The following is a 20,213-nucleotide window of genomic DNA, read 5'->3' as shown; positions in this document are numbered from 1 at the left end:
CATGCACGGGCGTCGCCACCCCAAGAATCCGCACGCCGAGGCCGAGCAGTTCCGCCGCCGCGCGGTGCTGGGCTTTGTGATGGTGGTGCTGTGCCTGGTCGGGCTGGGCGGCTGGTACTTCAAGCTGCAGGTGCTCGACCACGAGGTCTATGCCACCCGGTCGGAGGCCAACCGCATCAAGCCGCGTCCGGTGGTCCCCGGGCGCGGCATGATCTACGACCGCAGCGGCCGGCTGCTGGCCGAGAACGTGCCGGCGTTCCGCCTGGACGTGACCCAGGACAAGGTAGAGGACATGGAGACCATGCTGGCCGCGCTCGGCAAGGTGATCCCGATCGCGCCCGAGGACCTTGAGCGCTTCAACCGCGAGCGCAAGGCCCGCCGCAGCTTCTTGCCGGTCACCCTGAAGCTGCGCATGAGCGATGAGGAGATGGCGCGCTTCGCGGTGGAGCGCTGGCGCTTCCCCGGCGTGGAGCTGGAGCCGTACCTGACCCGGCGCTACCCGTACGGTCCGCTGTTTGCGCACATCATCGGCTACGTCGGGCGTATCGACGAAAAAGACCTGGCGGTGCTGGGCGAGGGCAATGCCGCGCTCACCCACATGGGCAAGTCCGGGCTGGAGCGCTATTACGAACAGGACCTGCGCGGCCAGGTGGGCTACGAGCAGGTGGAAACCAACGTGCAGGGCCGGGCGATCCGCACGGTGGGCCGGGTGGCGCCGCAATCGGGCGCAGACCTGCGCCTGTCGGTGGATGCCGACCTGCAGCGCGCGATGGTGGCCGCGTTCGGCGAACACGAAGGTGCGGCGATCGCGATGGACCCGCGCACCGGCGAGATCCTGGGCATGGTCAGCCTGCCCAGCTACGACCCCAACCTGTTCGTCAACGGCATCTCGCATACCGACTTCAAGGCGCTCAACGACAACCCCTCGCGGCCGCAGTTCAACCGGCTGGTGCTCGGTGGTGTGGCGCCGGGCTCCACGCTCAAGCCGTTGATCGCCCTGGCCGGCCTGGACAGCGGGCTGCGCCGCCCCGAAGACCGCGTGCTCTCCACCGGCATGTTCTACCTGCCGGGCGTCAGCCGTGGCTGGGGTGATTCGCACCGTGGCGGGCATGGCTGGACCGATCTGCGCAAGTCGATCGCCCAGTCGGTCAATACCTATTACTACCGCCTGGCGGTGGACATGGGCATCGACCGCTTCGACCACTATATGGGCGAATACGGCTTCGGCCAGCCCACCGGGGTGGATCTGCTGGGCGAAATCGGCGGCATCCTGCCGTCGCCGGCCTACAAGTACAAGACCCGCAAGGAGCGCTGGTACCCGGGCGATACGGTCAACATCGCCATCGGCCAGGGCGACTGGAAAGTGACGCCGCTGCAGCTGGTGCGCGGAGTCTCGGCCATTGCCGGCGGCCTGTTGCTGCGCCCGCACCTGGTGCTGGAAGAACGCACCGGGTTCGATCACCCCTGGCAGCCGATGATTCAGCCGCCGGGCAAGCCGATCAGCGCCAACGCCGCCCATCTGCAGGTGGTGCGCGAGGGCATGATGGACACCATGCGCCCGGGCGGCACCGGCTATGCGATCACCCCCGGCGCGCCGTACCAAATGGCCGGCAAGACCGGCACCGCGCAGGTGGTCAGCCGCCGCGGCGTGGCCGCCGTGGACCCGCGCAGCCTGCCCTTGCATCTGCGCCACCGCGGCCTGTTCGTGGGCTTCGCCCCTGCCGACAACCCGGTCATCGCCGTCGCGGTGGCGGTGGAAGGTGGCGGTTTCGGCACCAGTTCGGCCGCGCCGATCGCGCGCAAGATCTTCGATGCCTGGCTGCTCGGCAAGTTGCCCGAAGGCCTGGAGCCGCTGGATAGCGAGCTGGGCATGACCGCGGTCGGCGTGAACCAGTTCGAGGCCGGCGCCACCGATGCGCGCCAACAAGGCGATACCGCCGCTGCGGCGCTGGACGAATTGCCGGTGGTGATCGGCCAGGTGGCCGTGGCCCTGGATCCCAACCGCCCCGCGCAACCGGTGATTCCGGACGTGCCGGACACTGTCTCGGAGACCGACCGGTGAGCGACATCCTGCGCTGGCTGGTGGATCTGGCCGCACGCTTCGCCCGCAGCCTGGACTGGGTGCTGTGCCTGGCGCTGGCCGCGCTGATGGTCATCGGCCTGTCGGTGCTCAAGAGCGCCGGCGGCACCGCCAACGGCGATCACCTGGTGATGGCGCAAGGCGTGCGCTTTGCCATCGGCGCGGCGGCAATGTGGGGCATCTCGCGCATGTCGGTGCTGCGCCTGCGCGCCTGGACGCCGTGGGTATATGGCTTGTCGATGCTGCCGCTGCTGGCGGTGTTCGCGCTGGGTACCGGCAAATACGGCCGCCAGTGGCTGGATCTCAAGCTGTTCTACCTGCAGCCGGCCGAGCTGCTCAAGATCAGCCTGCCGATGATGGCCGCCTGGTATTTGCACCGCATGCCCTTGCCGCCGCGCATTTCCACCGTGCTGGTCACCTGCGTGATCATCGGCGTGCCTACCGCCTTGATCATGTTGCAGCCGGACTTCGGCACCGGCGTGCTGATCGCCGCCAGCGGCGTGTTCGTGCTGCTGCTGGCCGGCCTGCCGTGGTGGTGGGTGGCGGTGGGCGTTGGCGGCGTCTCGGCCGCGGCGCCGGTGGCCTGGTTCTGGCTGCTGCGGCCGTACCAGAAGGACCGCATCATGATGTTCCTCAACCCGGAAAACGATGCGCTCGGCGCCGGCTGGAACATCATCCAGTCCAAGATCGCCATTGGCTCTGGCGGATTGAACGGCAAGGGCTGGGGGCTGGGCTCGCAGTCGCATCTGAACTTCATCCCCGAACAGACCACCGACTTTGCGTTTTCGGTACTCAGCGAGGAATTCGGCTGGATCGGCGTGGCCACGGTGCTGACGCTCTACCTGGTGGTGATCGGCCGCTGCCTGTGGATCGCCTCGCAGGCACGTGACACCTATTCGCGCCTGATCGCTGGCGCCACCGGCCTGGCGTTCTTCGTCTACGTGCTGGTCAACGGCGGCATGATCTCCGGCCTGCTGCCGGTGGTCGGTGTGCCGATGCCGCTGATGAGCTACGGCGGCACCTCGGCGGTCTCGCTGCTGGCAGGGCTGGGCCTGGTGATGGCGGTGAAATCGCACCGACCGGTGCACGGGTACTGAGGCTGTCGTTACGCGCATGAGCGCGTGCCATGTGTATGAGTGCGGCGTGCAGGTCACGCATGGTTCATGCATGACCCGCCTAATGCACAGCGCGGCCTCATGCGGCCCAACACCCTGCGGTTGAGCACTGCGTGCAGTGCGTTGTGCAGCATGGCCGTGTTGCATGCGACACGGTGATGTCGCGCAGTTGACAGCATACGGACCGTGCACATGTTTGCGCCTTGCATCGCAACCAGACACATCGGCGCAGTGCTGCTTCGTTTGCACGGCAGCCGGTTCGCGCGCTGCCATCGCCCCCGGTCGACGCGCCGTAGAGTGCGCCACTCACCGTGTTGGTTCCCTGGGTGCTGCGTCGCACTCGAACGGCACGCGTCTCTTCATTCTTCGGGTGACTACGTCATGAAACTGCTCGCTGCCGCCATCGGCGGTCTTTGTCTTTCGCTTGCCTCACAGGCGAGCGCCATCACCCAGGCAACCGGCGATAGCCGTGCGGTCTCCGAGCCTGGTATTCCTGCGACCTGCCAGGCGGTAAAGGCTGAGCACACGGCTAGCGCGCGCCAGTTCGCGGCGGCATTGGAAAGTGCGCCGCCCGATACCAAAAACATCCAGGCCGCACTGACCGCGTGTGCGGGGAAGAATGGCAGCGTGCTGCTGACGGCGGGCGCGGGCAACGCCTTCCTGACCGGGCCGCTGTCGATTCCCACTGGCGTGACGTTGGTGGTCGATCAGGGCGTCACCGTGTACGGCTCGCGTAACCCCGCCGATTACGGCAGTGGCTGCGGCACGGCCGGTTCCAAGAGCGGCGGATGCCTGCCGTTGATCAGCGTCAAGGGCACCAGGTCTGGTGTGATGGGTGTGCGCATCGGTGGGCGCCAGGGCACCATCGATGGCCGTGGTGATCTGACCATGCTCGGCAAGAGCACCACGTGGTGGGAGTTCGGCGAGAACGCCAAGAAGGCCAACCAGGTGCAGAACAGCCCGGACCTGATCAAGGTGCAGAATTCCAGCGCATTTACACTCTACAACGTCAATCTGATCAATGCGGCGTACTTCCATTTTTTCGCGCATATCGTCGATGGCCTGACCATCTGGGGCACGCGGGTGAAGTCGCCGGCGACCAGCCCCAACACCGATGGTCTGGACCTGGATAGCGTGGTCAACGCCACCGTGTTCGATAACGATGTGATGGGCGGCGACGATTGCGTGGCGATCAAGACCATCGCCTCCAAGTCCGGCAACATCACCTTGCGCAACAATCGTTGCTACGGCACGCACGGCATCTCGATTGGCAGCGAGGTGATGTCGGGCGTCAGCAATGTGTTGGTCGATTCCACTGCCATCACCGCCAGCGACGATGCCGGCAACCGCAGCACCGACAACAACGGTCTGCGCATCAAGACCAGCATTACCAAGGGTGGCCCGGTCAGCCTGATCACTTATCGCAATACCTGCCTGTACGGCGTCACCAGCCCGCTGGTGATCAATCCGTTCTATTCCCGCGGCGATAGCGGCACCGCGCCCACCTTCAGCCAGATCGTCGTCAATGGCTTGCGGACCACCGGCGATGCGGGTCTCAAGGGCAAGGGCTGGATCCTGGAAGGCTATAACGCGCAGACACCGCTGGACCTGGTGCTTGCCAATGTCGCGACAGGCAACAAGGCCGTCACCGCCAGCAATGCGCGGATCGGGCTGAGCAACAGCGAGCTCGTGCCGACCGGCACCAATGTCACCACCAGCACCGTGCAGCTTGCCGGCAGCATCCCGACCTGCTCGAGCGCACCGCACTTTCCTGCGTTGTAATCGGACAAGCTGCGGCCGGGTCACGCGGATTGTGCAACCGGCCGGCAGCACGCCGACCTGCCTGGACGTCCTGCTTTCAGACGACGTAGCCCAGCCAGGTGCGGCCGGAAGCTGGCCGCACCTAGGAATGTGTAGGGAAGGGTGATGCCAGATGCGGCACGCGGCAGCCGCGACCGGCACTCGCGGCAACCAGGCCCATCTGTTCGCTTTCGCAGTTCGTCCATGCCCATGACCGCTCGCCTGTAGTCGCAGCGAGGGCCGGCCAGTGCCGCGCCCCGCCTTGACAAGACCTAAAGTTCTTGCGTTTCATGGCCTTATTGCCAGAAGTTCATCTGGTCTCTGTTACTCTCGGCCGATGATTCGACGCACACTGACCTGCCTGCTCACCCTCGGCCTAGTCGCTTGCGCGACCCAGCCCAGCCCTCCACCTGCGCCTCCGGCCGCCAGCGCGCCGCCGGCCAAGCCGCCGCTTGCTCCCGCTGCGCCCGCCAGTGCGGCGGCCGAAGCGCCGGCCTTGCCGCCGGTGGACCTGACCCCGGTGCCGTTCGAGATCGCACGCGCCAACTTCGTGCGTGACACCGCGGCCAAGTACGGCATCGACGCGGCACGGATTGAAGCGGTGCTGGCACAGGCCCAGTTCAAGGATGCGATCGTCACCGCGATGTCGCGCCCGGCCGAGCGGGTCAAGCCGTGGAACGAATACCGGCCGATGTTCATCACACAGGCGCGCATCGACGGCGGCCGCAAGTTCCTGGCCGAGCATCGCGCCGAGCTGAGCAAAGTCGAAGCCGCCACCGGCGTTCCAGCGCAGGTGATTGTGGCCATCATCGGGGTGGAAACCAGCTACGGCAGCAACGCCGGCAAATACCGTGTGCTGGACGCGCTGTACACGCTGGCCTTCCGCTACCCGCGCAGCGGCGACCCGGCCAAGCTCGAACGCGAAGTGCGCCGCGAGCTGTTCTTCCGCGATGAACTCGGCCAGCTGTTCGCACTCGGCAAGGAAGAGCAACTCGACGTCACCAGCCTGATCGGCAGCTATGCCGGCGCCATGGGCATGGGCCAGTTCATGCCGTCCAGCTACCGCCAGTTCGCGGTCGACGGCGATGCCGACGGCAAGCGCAATCTGTTCACCGATCACAACGACGTCTTCGCCTCGATCGCCAATTACTTCGTCAAGAAGGGCGGCTGGGTGCGAGATGGTCAGGTCGCCGTGCCGGCCACGTTGGCCGCGGGGCGCGAGGAGTTCAACCCCACCGACTGGTCGCCGGTGTACACGCTGGCCGATCTGTCCGCGCGCGGCTACCAGCCCAACGCGCCGGTGGTTGCCGGCAGCACCGCCACACCGATCACGCTGGACGATGCCAACGGCAAGCAGTACTGGTTGGGCTTCCAGAACTTCTACGCGATCACCCGATACAACATTTCCAAAATGTACGCGATGGCCGTGTTCCAGCTGTCCGAGGCCATCGCCGGCAAGGAGTTACCCCCGGCATGAACAGCAGCACAGGTCCCAAGTGGCTGATCCCGATGGCATTGATGCTCGGGCTGGCGGCCTGTAGCAGTGCACCGAAGAAAACCGCCGGCAGCGCCGGCAATGGCGCGATCAAGGGCGTCAAGGTGGAGGGCAAGGGGCCGGCGCATGTCGCCACCGGCTGCCCGTCCACCTCGCCGTATGCCGCCGCCAAGGAAGACCCCTCCACGCGGGGCGACTACACCGCCGGCGGCCTGTACAAGCCCGGCGTCAAGGACACCACCCCGGACCACGTGCCCAACGTGGCCTGCATTCCCGAGCCGCTGGTCAGCAATGAGCCGCGCTCGGCGGTGGGCAATCGCTCGCCGTATGAAGTGCTGGGCAAGCGCTACGTGGTGATGGACAACCCCGGCGACTATGTCGAACGCGGCACCGCCTCGTACTACGGCAGCAAGTTCCACGGCCGGCTGACCTCCAACAAGGAGGTGTACGACATGTACGCCTTCACCGCTGCGCACAAGACCTTGCCGCTGCCCAGCTTTGCGCTGGTGACCAATACCGACAACGGGCAATCGGTGGTGGTGCGCGTCAACGACCGCGGCCCGTTCCACGATGGCCGGGTCATCGACCTGAGCTACGCCGCTGCGGTGAAGCTGGGCATCACCGGCAAGGGCACCGGTAATGTCGAGGTACGCGGCCTGACCGAAGCCGACAACGCCAATCTGCTGGCCAAGCGCCGCAGCGGCATCGCGCCGGTCGCCACCGTGGCCGCAGCCAAACCGGCGGCCAGCAGCCAGATCGACAGCCTGGTGCAGCAGCTGCCCGCCCGCGGCACCCCAGCGCGTGCGCCCGCCACCGGCACGGCCGCCGCGCCGGTGCCGATGGGCGAGCGCTGGCGTTACCGGGTGGCGGATTCGCGGCAGCCCGGTAATGCCGACAATTTCGATGCGTGGATGAAGTCGCAAGGCGTGCGCGTGGCCACCGGCAAACCGACAGCGGCCACGCCGCGCCCGGTCGCTGCCGCCGCCGTGGCAACCACGGTGGCGGTGGCCAGGACGCCGGATGCTCCGCCAGCGCCGCGCCCCGCCGCTCCGGTCGTCGTTGCCAAGCCGCCGACCGCCGCCGAAGCCACGCTGGGCGACATCCTGTTGCAGGTCGCCAGCTTCGCCAGCCGCGAGAACGCCAACCGCGCGCTGTCGCAGCTGGCCTCGGCCGGCATTGCCGGTGCCAGCGTCAGCGACATCGTCAGCGGCGGGCGCACCCTGTGGCGCCTGCGCGTGAATGCACGCGACCACGCCAATGCCTCGGAAATCGCGCAGCGCATTGCCGGGCTGGGCTTCGGCCGCCCGCAGATCGTGGCCAACTGAGCGCCCTGCGCGCCTGATCGGGGCTGAATTTCGGTCAGGCGCGGCGCCGGTGCGCATCGCCCTGATCGCTGTGGCGCCTTACAATTTCGTATTACCCAGCCTTCGGGCCCGTCAGGAGTCGTTCTTCAATGAAATTCCGCTTCGCCGCCGCTGCCGTGGCCACGTTCGCGTTCGGCCTGGTCTGCGCACAGACCCCTGCGCCGCAGCCGACCCCCGCCGCTGCCGCGCCGACCGCTCCGGCGGCATTGCCGGTTCCGCCGGCACCGGCACCGGCCGTGTCCAAGTCCTGGATCCTGATGGACTACGCCACCGGGCAGGTGCTCGCCGGTGAGAACATCCACCAGGAACTGGCGCCGGCCAGCATCACCAAGGTGATGACCTCCTACGTGGTGGCGGCCGAGATCAAGAACGGCAAGATTAGCCGCGATGACCAGGTCATGATGAGCGAGCGCGCCTGGCGCGAGGGCGGTGCCGGCACCGACGGCAGCTACAGCGGCTTCCCGGTCAACCAGACTGCGCGTCTGGAAGACATGGAAAAGGGCATGGCGATCCAGTCCGGCAACGATGCCGCGATTGCCCTGGCCGAGCATGTCGCCGGCAGCGAAGAAGCCTTCGCCTCGCTGATGAACAGCTACGCCGCCAAGATCGGCATGAAGAACTCCTACTTCGTCAACGCGCATGGGTTGAGCGCCGAGGGCCATCACTCCAGCGCCTACGATTTGGCCATGCTCGGCCGTGCGATGGTGCGCGATTACCCCGAGACCTACGCCTACAACAAGATCAAGGAGTTCCAGGTCGGCACCATCAAGCAGAACAACCGCAATCTGCTGTTGTGGCGCGACCCGGCCGTGGACGGCATCAAGACCGGCCACACCTCCGAAGCCGGCTACTGCCTGCTCAGCTCGGCCAAGCGTGGCGACCAGCGGCTGGTGGCCGTGGTCATGGGCGACACCTCCGAGCGCCAACGCGCCGATGACAGCCTGGCGCTGCTCAACTGGGGCTTCCGCTTCTTCGAGACCCACAGCCTGTACGCACCGGGCAAGGTCGTGACCAAGCAGAAGGTCTGGAAGGGCGAGCAGGACGAAGTACAACTGGGCGTGGCGCAGCCGCTGCTGGTCAGCCTGCAGCGTGGCCGCTACAACGACCTCAAGCCCAGCATGGAAGTGGCCAAGAACCTGCAGGCGCCGATCAAGAAGGGCCAGCAGGTCGGCACCGTCAAGGTCAGCCTGGAAGGCAAGGTCATCGCGCAGGCACCGCTGGTGGCGATCAACGCGGTCGAAGAGGGCGGGTTCTTCAAGCGCCTCTGGGACGCCTTCTGGATGTGGTGGGAATCCGAATAACAAAAAAAAGCCGGCAAAAGCCGGCTTTTTTTTGTTGAATTGGGAGTGGGGAATCGGGAATCGTAAAGCTGCGCGCCGCTCCTGCTGTTCCGATTCCCGATTCCCGATTCCCGATTCCCGATTCTCTATTCCCAGCCCTCAAAGCATCCGGCTGATCGTGAAACTGCCATACACCGGGGTCTCGCGCTGGGTCTCGAACTCGCGGGTGCGGTGGTAGCGGGCGATGGCGAATTTCCAGCGGCCGTACATCACCGCCAGGCCGTAGCCGACATCGCCGACGAACGGGCGCTTGTCCACGCTGTGGCTGTTGCGGAAGGTGTTGCCGTCCAGGGTGATGTCGCGGATCACCCAGCGCGCGTCGGTGGTCAGGAACAGATGCCCGGACCAGCCACTTGCGCGGCCCAGGCGGCTGGGTGCGGTGTTCTCGCCGGCCGGGCGGGTCGGCGTGCTGCCGAAGTCATCCGGCAGCTTCCAGCCGAAGCGCACTTCGCCGCCGGCATTGAGATGGGTCGACATGTTGCCCAGCGACCCGCCCCAATGCGAAATCGCGTCCCAGCCCCAACCATCGGCGTTGACCGTGGCGTCGCCCGGCCAGCGGCGCATGCGCTCGTGCACGAGGTTGATCAGCGGCTCGTTGTGCAGCTGGTTGTCCCAGCCCTGGAATTTCTCGTCGCCCAATGCGTCGTGGATGGCGTCCTGCGCTTCCTGCGCGAACGCCCACGGGCCAACCACGCCGATCTGCAGCTGCGTGGTACGCAGGTGCGCGTCGTTACGCGCGTTGTAGCCGAAGCTGGCGAGCAGGATGCCCGCGTACGGGCGGTCGTCCGGAATCACGTCGCGGCGGGTGTAGTCGGTCGGGGTAAAGATCGCCTGGCCGATCGAGAACACCATGTTCTGCTGGTCGAACTCGCCCGGATGCAGGCGTTCCAGATAGCTGTTGACCCAGCGCGCCGTGCGCGGCAGACACGGGTCGTCGGTGTAGTCGACCAGGTTCGGCGAGACCAGCGTCAGCAACGCGCCGTTGGAATAGCCCTGGTCCTGGTCTTCGCCACCGAACAGGTCGTTGTCGACCCGGAAATTCACCGCCGGCGGCGTACGACCCAGCCGGCTGGAATCGCACTGGTCGGCCGCCAGCGCGGGCAGCGCCAGGCCGGTGAGGGAAAGCAACAAGGCAGCGGACAGCGCGCGCGGTCGGAGCATGGAGGACCCGGAGCAAGAGGGACAGGATGCGGCAAAGGTGCCTGCGGCCACTGCTGCGCCGCGTGAACATGGGCTGCATGATGCCGCGCCTGCCGTGGCGGGCATGACTGCATGTGCGGACCAGTTCGTTCTATCGCGCTCAGGAGGCCCGTCGGCGCGAATTGCACGGCGGGCATGAGCCCGCGGCCATGAATTTCGCGCGCGAATAGCATATGATCCGCCCCCGGGGGAACTAGCCCCAAGGAACGGCGGCCTGCAGCAGGCTATTTCATTACCAACGGATCGCGTTCGCCCACGGCGGCGCAGGTGTTAGGGGAACAACATGAGCAAGACGATTTCTGTGAGCGCAGCGGTACTGTCCAGCGTGCTGGGTATTGCATTGGCCAGCGTGAGCGCGCCGGCGTCCGCCGGGCTGAAGGACGCCTTCAAGGGATCCGCGCAGGACCAGCGGAAAGATGCCGTCGCGCAGATCCCGGTGTGCGCCAAGCCCCTGGGCAGCCTGTCGGTGATTGAGCCGGAAGACGCCGTCAACTGGTGGTCGGGTCAGCAATTGCCTGCGCCCTCCAAGCTGATCAAGGTCTTCGTCAACCGGTCGCGCTGCTTCACCCTGGTGGACCGTGGCGCCGGCATGGCTGCCTCGCAGCGCGAGCGCGACATGGCCGCCAATGGCGACCTGCGCGCGCGCTCCAATATTGGCAAGGGCCAGATCCGCGCGGCCGACTATGTGATGACGCCGGACCTCATCTCGCAGAACCGCAATGCCGGTGGCAGCGCCATTGCCGGCATGTTGGGCGGTCTGGTTGGCGGTAACGCCGGCAATCTGGTGGGTGGGTTGAATCTGAGCAAGAAGACCGCCGATGTGGTCTTGACCATCACCGACGTGCGCTCGTCCGAGCAGGTCGCAATGGCTGAAGGCAATGCCAAAAAGACCGACCTCGGCTGGGGCGCGCGCGGCAATGTGTTCGGCGGTAGCGACTACGGCGCTGCCGGTGCTGGCGGTTATGCGAATACCGAGATCGGCCAGGTGATCACGCTGGCGTATCTACAGGCTTACACCGATATCGTCAGCCAGTTGGGTGGCCTGTCCGGCAATGCCGCAGCGTCCAATGCCCAGCAGGCAGTCACTGTGACCCGTGCGGGTCGTTTGCTGGCCAATGCCAAGGGCACGGGCGCGGCAGTGCGTACGCTGGAGCCGGGCATGATGCTGTACCCCACCGGCACCAAGGAAGGCGTCATGTGGGAAGTCGAAGACGAAATGGGCAACCGCGGCTGGGTGTCGTCGGCCATGCTGGAACTGTCCAAGTAAGTCGTCCGCAAGACGCACATCCGGTGTGAAACGACGGGGCCCACTGGGCCCCGTTTTGCTATCTGCGACAGGTGTTGCGACAGGGCGGGGTTGGGTTTGCCGCCAGGCGGCCCGATAATGGGCGGATGGAAATCAGCTCCGACAACCCCGATCACGGCTTCCAGTTCCCCGGCACCTTCGAGCTCAGCGCCATGGGCACGGCCGAGCGCGGGCTGGAAACCGAACTCCCGCGCCTGCTTGCCGCCACCGGCGTTGAACTGCTGGAAGAAAGCATCAGCTGGAAGCACTCCTCCAGTGGCAAATACGTCTCGGTCCGGATCGGCTTTCGGGCCGACACCCGCGAGCAGTTCGACGCCGCGCACCAAGCGCTGCGCGAGCATCCGGAAGTGAAGTGGACGCTGTAGCGGCCGAGCCTGTCATCGCCCCGGTGTTGCCCTTGCCGGCGCAGGTCCGCGACCTGGGCATGCAGGACTACGCCCCGGTCTGGCGTGCAATGCAGCGTTTCACCGATACACGTGACGAGCACACCGGCGACGAGCTGTGGGTGGTCGAGCATGCGCCGGTGTTTACCCTGGGGCAGGCCGGCAAGCCCGAGCATGTCCTGGCTCCGGGCGAGATTCCGGTGCTGCAGGTCGATCGCGGCGGGCAGGTGACCTACCACGGTCCCGGCCAGCTGGTGGTGTATCCGCTGCTGGATCTACGCCGGCTCAGGATCGGCGTGCGCGACTATGTGTGCAAGATCGAGCAGGCGCTGATCGATACGCTGGGCGAGTGGAACATCATCGCCGAGCGCCGAGATGGCGCGCCCGGCGTGTATGTGGGCGGGGCGAAGATCGCCGCGCTCGGCATCCGCGTGCGCCGCGGCTGCACCTTCCATGGCCTGTCGTTCAACGTGGCGATGGACCTGGAACCGTTCCACCGCATCAACCCGTGTGGCTACCAGGGTCTGCAGGTGACCTCGGTGCTAGACTTGGGCGGCCCCTCCGGGATTGACGCCGTCAAGGCGGTGCTGCTCGACCAGCTGGCGCGCCAGTTCGGCCTCGTGTTGCAGCCCACCTCCGCATTGCCCGACCTTTCGCTTCCGGCCTGAGCGCCCGTACCGTCATGACCCAGCCTATCGCCCGTTCCATTCCCTTGCAGGTCGTCTCCGGCGACACCGCCGCACCTGCGTCGCTGCAGACCGGCGTCAAGCAGATCGGTGGCGACAAGATCAACCGCTCGCCGGTGCAGTTCGTCGACGCGCCGGTGCTACGCAAGCCGTCGTGGATCCGGGTACGGATCCCGTCCGGCAACGCGGTGCAGAACCTCAAGGCCAAGCTGCGTGAAAACCGCCTGGTCACGGTCTGCGAAGAAGCCAGCTGCCCGAACATCCACGAGTGCTTCAGCCACGGCACCGCCACCTTCATGATCCTGGGTGAGGTGTGCACGCGGCGCTGCTCGTTCTGCGACGTGGCGCATGGCCGGCCCAAGCCGCCGGATGCGAGCGAGCCGGCCAGCCTGGCCACCACCGTGGCCGACATGGGCCTGAAGTACGTGGTGGTGACCAGCGTGGACCGCGACGACCTGCGCGACGGCGGTGCCCAGCACTTCGTCGACTGCATCTCGGCGATCCGCGCCAGCGCGCCCAAGACCCGCATCGAGATCCTGACCCCGGACTTCCGTGGCAAGGGCCGCATGGACCGCGCGCTGGAGATCCTGGCCACCAGCCCGCCGGACGTGTTCAACCACAACATCGAAACCGTGCCGGACCTGTACCCGAACGTGCGCCCCGGTGCCGATTACCAGTGGTCGCTGACGCTGCTGCAGCGCTTCAAGGCGCAGCACCCGACCATCGCCACCAAGTCCGGCATCATGCTTGGCCTGGGCGAAACAATGGAGCAGGTGCAGGCCACCTTGCGTGACCTGCGCACGCACGATGTGGACATGATCACGATCGGCCAGTACCTGCAGCCCACGCCGCACCACCACCCGGTGATGCGCTACTGGACGCCGGAGGAATACAAGGCGCTGGAAGACTACGGCAATGCGCTGGGCTTCAGCCACGTGGCGTCCGGCCCGATGGTGCGTTCTTCGTACCACGCCGACCGCCAGGCTGCCGGTGCCGGCGTCGCCGCCTGAGCCCAACCGCAGTGGTGTGTGCATCACGGCCCTGCGCAGTGCGCGGGGCCGTGTCGTATCCGGGCCAGCGTGCCGAGGGTACGGGCGCGTTCACAATCTGCTACATGCCCGGAGCTAGGCTGATTCAGCCAGCGGATGACAACGCCAGCAACTTTCGGCACTGTCATGCTGTCACATCCGATCACCGCCCTTCTTTCATCGGCCCCGTGCCGAGAGCCATTCGATGACCTACAACGTTTCTGCGTCCCTGAAGGCCGGCCTGCTGGCACTGGTGCTCACCACTCCGATGGCATTGCTGGCGCGTGCGGACACGGCGCTGCCTGCCGCGGCCACGCCCGAACAGGCGACGGCGACCAAACTGGTCTACGGGCTGCTCTCGGACAGCCGGTATGCGTATCGCCCGCGTACCCTCGACGAGGCAATGTCCAAGGACGTGTTCAAGCGGTATCTGGAGACGCTGGACGGCGGCAAGCAATTCTTCACCCAGGCCGATGTGGATGCGTTCGCGCCGCTGCAGGCGGGCGTGGGTGATGCGCTGCGCGGCGGCAATCTGGAGCCGGCGTTCCAGGTGTTCTCGGTCTACAAGAAGCGTGTCGATCAGCGCGTCAAATACGCGCGCGAACTGCTCAAGCAGGATTTCGATTTCACCGGTAGCGAGAAGTTCGAGTACGACCGCAAGGACGTGCCGTGGGCAGCCGACGACAAGCAGCTGGACGTGCTGTGGCGGCAGTCGGTGATGAACGACTGGCTGCGCTTGAAGCTGGCCGGCAAGAAGTCGGACGACATCCGCAAGACGCTGGACAAGCGCTATGCCACGTTGGCCGATTCGGTCAATGAACTGAAGGGAGAAGACGCGTTCCAGTTCTTCCTCAACGCTTATACCAATGCAGTTGACCCACACACCGATTACTTCACGCCGCGCACCGCCGAGACCTTCAATCAGCAGATGTCGCTGTCGCTGGAAGGTATCGGCGCGCAGTTGCAGAAGCAGGACGACATGGTGGTGATCCGCGAGGTGATCCCGGGTGGTCCGGCCGCGGTGGACGGCACGCTCAAGCCGGGCGACCGCATCGTTGGCGTTGGCCAGGCCAAGAGCGGCGCCATCGAAGATGTGATCGGCTGGCGCATCGATGACGTGGTGGCCAAGATCCGCGGCAGCAAGGACACCCAGGTGCGCCTGGAGTACATTCCGGCCGAGCTGGGCATCGACGGCACGCACCGCACCGTAACTCTGACGCGTCAGAAGGTGCGCCTGGCCGAACAGGCCGCCAAGGGCGAGACCATCACGCTGCCGGCCAGTGGCGACGTGCCGCAGCGCCGGATTGGCATCATCAAACTGCCGGGCTTCTACCAGGATTTCGAAGGCCGTCGCCGTAACGCGGCCGACTATGCCTCGGCCACCCGCGATGTCGCCAAGCTGCTGGCGGGCTTCAAGTCCGACAAGGTCGACGGCGTGGTGCTGGATCTACGCAACAACGGTGGCGGTTCGCTGGACGAAGCGATCGAGCTCACCGGTCTGTTTATCGAGCAGGGCCCGGTGGTGCAGGTGCGCGAATCCGGTGGCCGGGTCACCGTCAATGGCGACAGCAACCCGAAGGTGGCCTGGGATGGCCCGCTGGGCGTGCTGATCAATCGCGGCTCGGCTTCGGCGTCGGAAATTTTTGCTGGTGCCATCCAGGACTACGGCCGCGGTCTGGTCATTGGTGAAACCACCTTCGGCAAGGGCACGGTGCAGAACATCGTTGACCTGGACCGCTGGCCGGCCGCCGAAGGGCAGCGTTATGGGCAGGTCAAGCTGACCATTGCGCAGTTCTTCCGCGTCAGCGGCTCCAGCACCCAGCACAAGGGCGTGGTGCCGGACATCGCCTTCCCGGCCAGCGTGGATGCCACCGAGTTCGGCGAAAGCACCTACGACAATGCGCTGCCGTGGACGCGGATTGCCGCCGTGCCGCACACCCAGTACGGCAACTTCGCCCCGCTGCTGCCGAAGCTGCAGACCTTGCACGCCACGCGCATCGCCAGCGACAAGGAATTCCAGTGGTGGGAAGAGGACGTCAAGCAGTTCCGTGACGAGAAGGCCAAGAAGTACATTTCGTTGAACGAAGCCGAGCGCGTTGCCGAACGGCAGAAGCAGGATCAGCAGCGCAAGGACCGCCAGCAGGTGCGCAAGCAGCTGGGTCTGCCGCTGGACCCGCTGGCCGACGACAGCGACGACGGCCTGACCGGCAACGAGCGTGACATCGTCAAGGACACCGCACGCGAGAAGGCCGCTGAAAAGCGTCCGGATCCGCTGCTGCACGAATCGGCGGCCATCCTGGCCGATGCGCTGGGGCTGTTGTCCAAGGACCAGCCGCTGTCGGCGCAAGTACTGCCGCAATCGACGGCACCGGGTCGCTGGGCTGACTGATTGCCTGCGTCATTGATGGGTGAGCAACGCCACCGCTTGTCGGTGGCGTTTGTCTTTTGAGGCGGCGCATCGGTTAGCGATACATGCACGCAGCCACTGCCCGCAGCAGATCAGGCCAGTGCCTGCCAGCAGGCCTGCAGGCCGAGCAGCAGCAAGGTGCCGAAGAACACACGCCGGAACATCTCGGCGGAGATGCGTCGCCGCACCCGGGTGCCGGCCCACACGCCCAGCGCTGTTGGCAGCAGCGCCAGTAGCGACGGCACGCCCGCCGTTAGCGGCACGCCGCCCTGCCAGACCAGCGCGATGGCCAGGGCAAGCGTTGCGGTACCAAAACAGGTGGCCAGTGCGCGGATCAACAGTTCGCGTGGCAACCCCAGCGCGGCGAAATACGGCGCTATCGGCAGCACCACCACGCCAGTGGCGCCGTTGAGCAGGCCGCTGATCAGGCCGGTCAATGGGCTGGCCCAGCGTTCATGGCGTGGTGGCAGCGCCCACTGCCAGCGGGCAAGCCCCAGCAACGCATAAGCCACCAACAACACGCCGAGCGCGGCGCGCAGGGTGCGTGGGTCGCCACCGATGATCACCCCGGCAGTCAGCCAGGTGCCCACGCTCATCAGTGCCAGCAGTGGCCATAGTCGCCGCAACAGTGCACCCGGTGCCGGCCCCCAGGCCTGCTGCAGATTCGTCACCAGCGAAGGCAGCACCAACAACGCGGCTGCCTGGCTGGGTGGCAGCCACAGCCCGAGCAGGCCCATGGCCACGGTCGGCAGGCCCATGCCGGCCACACCCTTGACCCCGCCAGCCAGCAGGAACACGCCCGCAATCAAGATCCAGTGCAATGCATCGTCATTCATGCCGGGCAGGATCCTGCCGCCGGGGCGAGGCGGCAAGCTGTCTTTGTTTGAGGCAGACTTCGTCCACGCCGAAGGCTGTGGGTGCGCGATGCAAGTGGAGTTCGTCGATTTGCGGATCTTCGCGGCAGTGGCCGACACCGGCAGCATCACCGCCGGTGCCGACCGCGTGGCGCTGTCGCTGGCAGCCGCCAGTGCCCGCATTCGCGCGCTGGAGCTGCAGGTGGGCGCTGCGCTGTTCGAGCGTGGCCGGCGTGGCGTGACGCTTACCGCCGCCGGGCAGGTGCTGCTGCGACACGCACGGGTGCTGGCCCGACAGGAGCAGGCGATGCGCACCGAGCTGGGCGACTACGGTGCGGGTGGGCAGGTCACCCTGCGGCTGGCTGCCAACACGGCCGCGCTGTCGGAATGGTTGCCCGAGTGCGTGGCCGACTTTCTGTTGGCGCATCCCCGCGTGGACCTGACCCTGGCCGAGTGGGGCAGTGAGGAGGCCGCCGATGCAGTGCGCGAGGAGCGCGCCGATCTGGCGGTGGTCGCCGGGCATGTGGATTTCACTGGTCTGCAGCGGCGCCCGTTCCGCCACGATCAATTGGTGGTTGCGGTGGCGGCCCGCCATCCGCTTGGCGGCGCGGACACGCTGCGCCTGGCCGATATCCAGGACATGCAGTTGTTGGCGTTATCGGCCGACAACGCCTTGCAGCGTCATCTGCGCATGCACCTGGCGCGAGCCGGCGTGCACCTGCGCATTCGCGCGCGTGTACCGGGGATCGAAACGCTGTGCCGCATGTTGGCGCGCGGCGTCGGCGTGGCGATCGTGCCGCACGCGGCGCTGGCGTGTTCCAGCGTCCGCCAACAACTGGTGGCCGTGCCGCTGGACGAACCCTGGGCACGGCGTGAGTTGTCCATCGTCTGGCGCGATACGCCATCGGCTGCCTTGCAGGCGTTGCTGGAATGGCTGCAGGCAAGCGCGGCGCAGGCGGGCATCCAGCCGCCGTGATTGCCGGCTGTTTCGCAGGCATCGGTGTGCTCACTCCGTGCGCGCCTGTGAAGCCGTGGCTGAAGCGCGTGCTTTCAGCGCGGCCAGGCAAACTCGGCGAGCACCGGATAATGATCCGACGGCAACACGCCGCCGGGCCGGTCATCCAGCGTGGTGAACTGCGTTGGCGTCAGCCCGCGGAACAGGATCCAGTCGATCCGCCGGGTGGGGTGGGTACTGAAATCCTGGAAGGTGTTCTCCGGCCCGCTGCGCTTGGGCGCCTTCGCGCGTGCGTCGCCTAGCACGGCGGTGAGCGTGGGATAGGTGATCTTGTCCGGGTCGCTGTTGAAGTCGCCGGTCAGCACCACCGGAATATCAGCCGGCAATTGCGCGATGCGCGACAGGATCAGCCGCGCGCTGCGTTCGCGCGCGGGTTCGTCTTCGTCGCGGTACGGGAAATGCGTGTTGAACAGGTAGAAGCGGCGCTTGTCGCTGCGGCGCTCGAACAAGGCCCAGGTGACCATGCGCGGCAACACGTTGCCCCAGGTGATGCTGCCGGCCACCTCGGGCGTATCGGACAGCCAGAAGTTGCCCGATTCCACCACGTTGAGCGCGCGCGTGTCGTAGAACACGCCCATGTGTTCGTCGCTGTCATCGCCGCGCCGTCCCTGGCCGAACCAGCGGTAGTTAGGCAACTGCGCGGTGAGATAGCCGGCTTGCTCGCTGACCAGTTCCTGGGTGCCGAACACATTCGGATGCGTCTGCTTGATCACGCTGACCATCGCACCGCGACGCGCCTGCCAGCGTTTGTCGCCATCGGTATCGACGGGCACGCGCACATTGAATGACATCACACGCAACGGCGTGATTGGCGCTGCGGCAAGTGCCGGAAAGGCGATGCACAGCAGTGCAATGGTGGCAAGCAAGCAGCGCGTCAGTGCGCGCGTGGTCAGGCGTGGCATGCAGGCGAATTCCTGAAGAACAGAGCCGCCAAGTCTAGTCAGCAATGATGACCGCTGTGTCATGGCAACGCCGGTGTTCGCCGATGCCATCGCGCGCTTGACGTCGCTGCGCATCGGCGTAGCATTTGGTGCAAGCCAGCGGACAGACCACTGGCTGACCACACAACCGTGAGGGATTCTCATGGCAACACCGTACGACTATCTCGTCTTTATCGGGCGTTTTGAGCCCTTTCATAACGGCCACGCCGCCGTCGCCCGCCACGCGCTGGGCAAGGCCCGCAAGCTGATCGTGCTGATCGGTTCTGCCGATACCCCCCGCACCATTCGCAATCCGTGGACCGTCGCCGAACGCGCGGTCATGATCCAGGCCGCATTGCCCGACGATGCCGAACGCCTGATCCTGCGCCCGCTGCGCGACCATCTGTACAACGAAAGCCTGTGGATTGCCGAAGTGCAACGGCAGGTGGCCGAAGCCGTGCAGGCCGATGGCGGCAATGCTGATGCACGTGTGGGCCTGATCGGCATGGACAAGGACGCCAGCAGCTATTACCTGCGGGAATTTCCGCAGTGGCCGCTGGAGGATGTGCAGCACACCGCCACGTTGTCGGCCACCGAACTGCGCCGCTATCTCTTCGAAGCCGGCGATATCGGCTTTCATGGTGGGCTGTTGATGTTGCGCGGCAATGTGCCGGCGCCGGTGTACGACATGCTCGAAGCATTCCGTCGCAGCTCACCGAGCTACGCGCAGCTGGTGGCCGAATTCCGCTTCATCGAACAGTACCGCGCTGCCTGGAAGGACGCGCCGTATGCGCCCACCTTCGTCACTACCGATGCGGTGGTGGTGCAGGCCGGCCACGTGTTGTTGGTGCGTCGTCGCGCCGAGCCAGGCAAGGGCTTGTGGGCGCTGCCGGGCGGGTTTGTGGGGCAGGACGAAGGCCTGCTGGACAGCTGCCTGCGTGAGTTGCGCGAGGAAACCCGGCTCAAGGTGCCGCTACCGGTCATCAAGGGTTCGTTGCGTGCACGGCAGGTGTTCGATCACCCTGAGCGCAGCCTGCGCGGGCGCACCATTACCCATGCGTTCCACTTCGAATTTGCCGCGGGCGAATTGCCGGCGGTGCGTGGCGGCGACGATGCCGACAAGGCGCGCTGGATCCCGATCGCCGAGGTGATGGCGATGGGGCCGCGGCTCTACGAAGACCATCTGCATATCCTCGAATTCTTTCTGGGCCATGGCTGAG

16 protein-coding genes are annotated in these 20,213 nt (G+C 66.1%); 13 read left to right on the top strand and 3 right to left on the bottom strand.

All coding sequences use genetic code 11. The features are described 5' to 3' along the window. Position 1: 1 nt before the first annotated feature. The 6 genes from mrdA (at position 2) to QRM60_RS15305 (ending at position 9,155) form a co-directional block, all read left to right on the top strand. Complete coding sequence (gene mrdA / locus QRM60_RS15330) at positions 2 to 2,062, top strand: penicillin-binding protein 2 (protein WP_285446522.1); 2,061 nt, start codon at positions 2 to 4, stop codon at positions 2,060 to 2,062. Continuing rightward, on the top strand, positions 2,059 to 3,177 hold the full coding sequence (gene rodA, locus QRM60_RS15325) for a rod shape-determining protein RodA (protein WP_011038563.1): 1,119 nt from the start codon (positions 2,059 to 2,061) through the stop codon (positions 3,175 to 3,177). Before mrdA ends, rodA begins: the two co-directional genes overlap by 4 nt. Positions 3,178 to 3,576: 399 nt before the next feature. Continuing rightward, entirely contained in the window at positions 3,577 to 4,977 is a 1,401-nt protein-coding gene (locus QRM60_RS15320) for a glycosyl hydrolase family 28 protein (protein WP_285446521.1), read from the top strand. A gap of 355 nt (positions 4,978 to 5,332) precedes the next feature. Next, positions 5,333 to 6,472, top strand: a complete 1,140-nt coding sequence (gene mltB, locus QRM60_RS15315; RefSeq protein ID WP_285446520.1) for a lytic murein transglycosylase B — start codon at positions 5,333 to 5,335, stop codon at positions 6,470 to 6,472. Next, entirely contained in the window at positions 6,469 to 7,815 is a 1,347-nt protein-coding gene (locus tag QRM60_RS15310) for a septal ring lytic transglycosylase RlpA family protein (RefSeq protein ID WP_285446519.1), read from the top strand. Before mltB ends, QRM60_RS15310 begins: the two co-directional genes overlap by 4 nt. 128 nt (positions 7,816 to 7,943) lie before the next feature. Then, positions 7,944 to 9,155: a D-alanyl-D-alanine carboxypeptidase family protein gene (locus QRM60_RS15305; protein ID WP_014509007.1), complete on the top strand. Its 1,212-nt coding sequence runs from the start codon at positions 7,944 to 7,946 to the stop codon at positions 9,153 to 9,155. Positions 9,156 to 9,293: 138 nt separating this feature from the next. Here QRM60_RS15305 and QRM60_RS15300 read toward each other — a convergent pair whose 3' ends face one another. After that, entirely contained in the window at positions 9,294 to 10,355 is a 1,062-nt protein-coding gene (locus tag QRM60_RS15300; RefSeq protein ID WP_014509006.1) for a lipid A deacylase LpxR family protein, read from the bottom strand. A gap of 322 nt (positions 10,356 to 10,677) precedes the next feature. On the opposite strand from QRM60_RS15300, the gene QRM60_RS15295 reads away from it, so the two are divergent. The 5 genes from QRM60_RS15295 (at position 10,678) to QRM60_RS15275 (ending at position 16,186) form a co-directional block, all read left to right on the top strand. Next, positions 10,678 to 11,661: a CsgG/HfaB family protein gene (locus QRM60_RS15295; RefSeq protein ID WP_285446518.1), complete on the top strand. Its 984-nt coding sequence runs from the start codon at positions 10,678 to 10,680 to the stop codon at positions 11,659 to 11,661. 125 nt (positions 11,662 to 11,786) lie between these two features. Next, positions 11,787 to 12,065, top strand: coding sequence for a YbeD family protein (locus QRM60_RS15290; RefSeq protein ID WP_016944387.1), 279 nt, complete (start codon positions 11,787 to 11,789; stop codon positions 12,063 to 12,065). After that, positions 12,053 to 12,751 carry a lipoyl(octanoyl) transferase LipB gene (gene lipB / locus QRM60_RS15285; RefSeq protein WP_285446517.1) on the top strand — a complete coding sequence of 233 codons (699 nt, stop codon included), beginning with the start codon at positions 12,053 to 12,055 and terminating at the stop codon, positions 12,749 to 12,751. The genes QRM60_RS15290 and lipB overlap by 13 nt, the downstream gene beginning before the upstream one ends. 14 nt (positions 12,752 to 12,765) lie before the next feature. Continuing rightward, the gene (gene lipA, locus QRM60_RS15280; RefSeq protein ID WP_285446516.1) at positions 12,766 to 13,779 is read left to right on the top strand and encodes a lipoyl synthase; all 1,014 of its coding nucleotides are present in this window, start codon (positions 12,766 to 12,768) and stop codon (positions 13,777 to 13,779) included. 223 nt (positions 13,780 to 14,002) lie between these two features. Further along, positions 14,003 to 16,186 carry a carboxy terminal-processing peptidase gene (locus QRM60_RS15275; RefSeq protein ID WP_011038548.1) on the top strand — a complete coding sequence of 728 codons (2,184 nt, stop codon included), beginning with the start codon at positions 14,003 to 14,005 and terminating at the stop codon, positions 16,184 to 16,186. A gap of 110 nt (positions 16,187 to 16,296) precedes the next feature. On the opposite strand, the gene QRM60_RS15270 is transcribed toward QRM60_RS15275, so the two are convergent. Next, positions 16,297 to 17,040 (bottom strand): sulfite exporter TauE/SafE family protein, encoded by a 744-nt coding sequence (locus tag QRM60_RS15270; protein WP_285446515.1) that lies wholly within the window; start codon positions 17,038 to 17,040, stop codon positions 16,297 to 16,299. Positions 17,041 to 17,128: 88 nt separating this feature from the next. Here QRM60_RS15270 and QRM60_RS15265 point away from each other — a divergent pair, with 88 nt between their 5' ends. After that, positions 17,129 to 18,034, top strand: a complete 906-nt coding sequence (locus QRM60_RS15265) for a LysR substrate-binding domain-containing protein (protein ID WP_285446514.1) — start codon at positions 17,129 to 17,131, stop codon at positions 18,032 to 18,034. 74 nt (positions 18,035 to 18,108) lie between these two features. Here QRM60_RS15265 and QRM60_RS15260 read toward each other — a convergent pair whose 3' ends face one another. Then, positions 18,109 to 18,975, bottom strand: coding sequence for an endonuclease/exonuclease/phosphatase family protein (locus tag QRM60_RS15260; RefSeq protein WP_042597078.1), 867 nt, complete (start codon positions 18,973 to 18,975; stop codon positions 18,109 to 18,111). A 181-nt stretch (positions 18,976 to 19,156) separates the two neighbouring features. Here QRM60_RS15260 and QRM60_RS15255 point away from each other — a divergent pair, with 181 nt between their 5' ends. Then, entirely contained in the window at positions 19,157 to 20,212 is a 1,056-nt protein-coding gene (locus QRM60_RS15255) for a bifunctional nicotinamide-nucleotide adenylyltransferase/Nudix hydroxylase (RefSeq protein ID WP_042597077.1), read from the top strand. Position 20,213: the final 1 nt, after the last annotated feature.

Source organism: Xanthomonas sp. fls2-241-TYG-148, from assembly GCF_030208815.1.
GTDB classification, from domain to species: domain Bacteria; phylum Pseudomonadota; class Gammaproteobacteria; order Xanthomonadales; family Xanthomonadaceae; genus Xanthomonas; species Xanthomonas campestris.
The sequence above is the reverse complement of the archived record's forward strand: the minus strand, read 5'-3'. Positions and strand labels throughout refer to the sequence as shown.

What these genes read in the sequence shown, in the direction of transcription:
- QRM60_RS15275 (WP_011038548.1), top strand. Translation starts at nt 14,003, where the DNA reads ATGACCTACAACGTTTCTGCGTCCCTGAAGGCCGGCCTGCTGGCACTG.
- QRM60_RS15295 (WP_285446518.1), top strand. Translation starts at nt 10,678, where the DNA reads ATGAGCAAGACGATTTCTGTGAGCGCAGCGGTACTGTCCAGCGTGCTG.
- lipA (WP_285446516.1), top strand. Translation starts at nt 12,766, where the DNA reads ATGACCCAGCCTATCGCCCGTTCCATTCCCTTGCAGGTCGTCTCCGGC.
- QRM60_RS15305 (WP_014509007.1), top strand. Translation starts at nt 7,944, where the DNA reads ATGAAATTCCGCTTCGCCGCCGCTGCCGTGGCCACGTTCGCGTTCGGC.
- QRM60_RS15310 (WP_285446519.1), top strand. Translation starts at nt 6,469, where the DNA reads ATGAACAGCAGCACAGGTCCCAAGTGGCTGATCCCGATGGCATTGATG.
- QRM60_RS15300 (WP_014509006.1), bottom strand. Translation starts at nt 10,355, where the DNA reads ATGCTCCGACCGCGCGCGCTGTCCGCTGCCTTGTTGCTTTCCCTCACC.
- mrdA (WP_285446522.1), top strand. Translation starts at nt 2, where the DNA reads ATGCACGGGCGTCGCCACCCCAAGAATCCGCACGCCGAGGCCGAGCAG.
- QRM60_RS15255 (WP_042597077.1), top strand. Translation starts at nt 19,157, where the DNA reads ATGGCAACACCGTACGACTATCTCGTCTTTATCGGGCGTTTTGAGCCC.
- mltB (WP_285446520.1), top strand. Translation starts at nt 5,333, where the DNA reads ATGATTCGACGCACACTGACCTGCCTGCTCACCCTCGGCCTAGTCGCT.
- QRM60_RS15265 (WP_285446514.1), top strand. Translation starts at nt 17,129, where the DNA reads ATGCAAGTGGAGTTCGTCGATTTGCGGATCTTCGCGGCAGTGGCCGAC.
- QRM60_RS15290 (WP_016944387.1), top strand. Translation starts at nt 11,787, where the DNA reads ATGGAAATCAGCTCCGACAACCCCGATCACGGCTTCCAGTTCCCCGGC.
- QRM60_RS15270 (WP_285446515.1), bottom strand. Translation starts at nt 17,040, where the DNA reads ATGAATGACGATGCATTGCACTGGATCTTGATTGCGGGCGTGTTCCTG.
- QRM60_RS15320 (WP_285446521.1), top strand. Translation starts at nt 3,577, where the DNA reads ATGAAACTGCTCGCTGCCGCCATCGGCGGTCTTTGTCTTTCGCTTGCC.
- QRM60_RS15260 (WP_042597078.1), bottom strand. Translation starts at nt 18,975, where the DNA reads ATGCCACGCCTGACCACGCGCGCACTGACGCGCTGCTTGCTTGCCACC.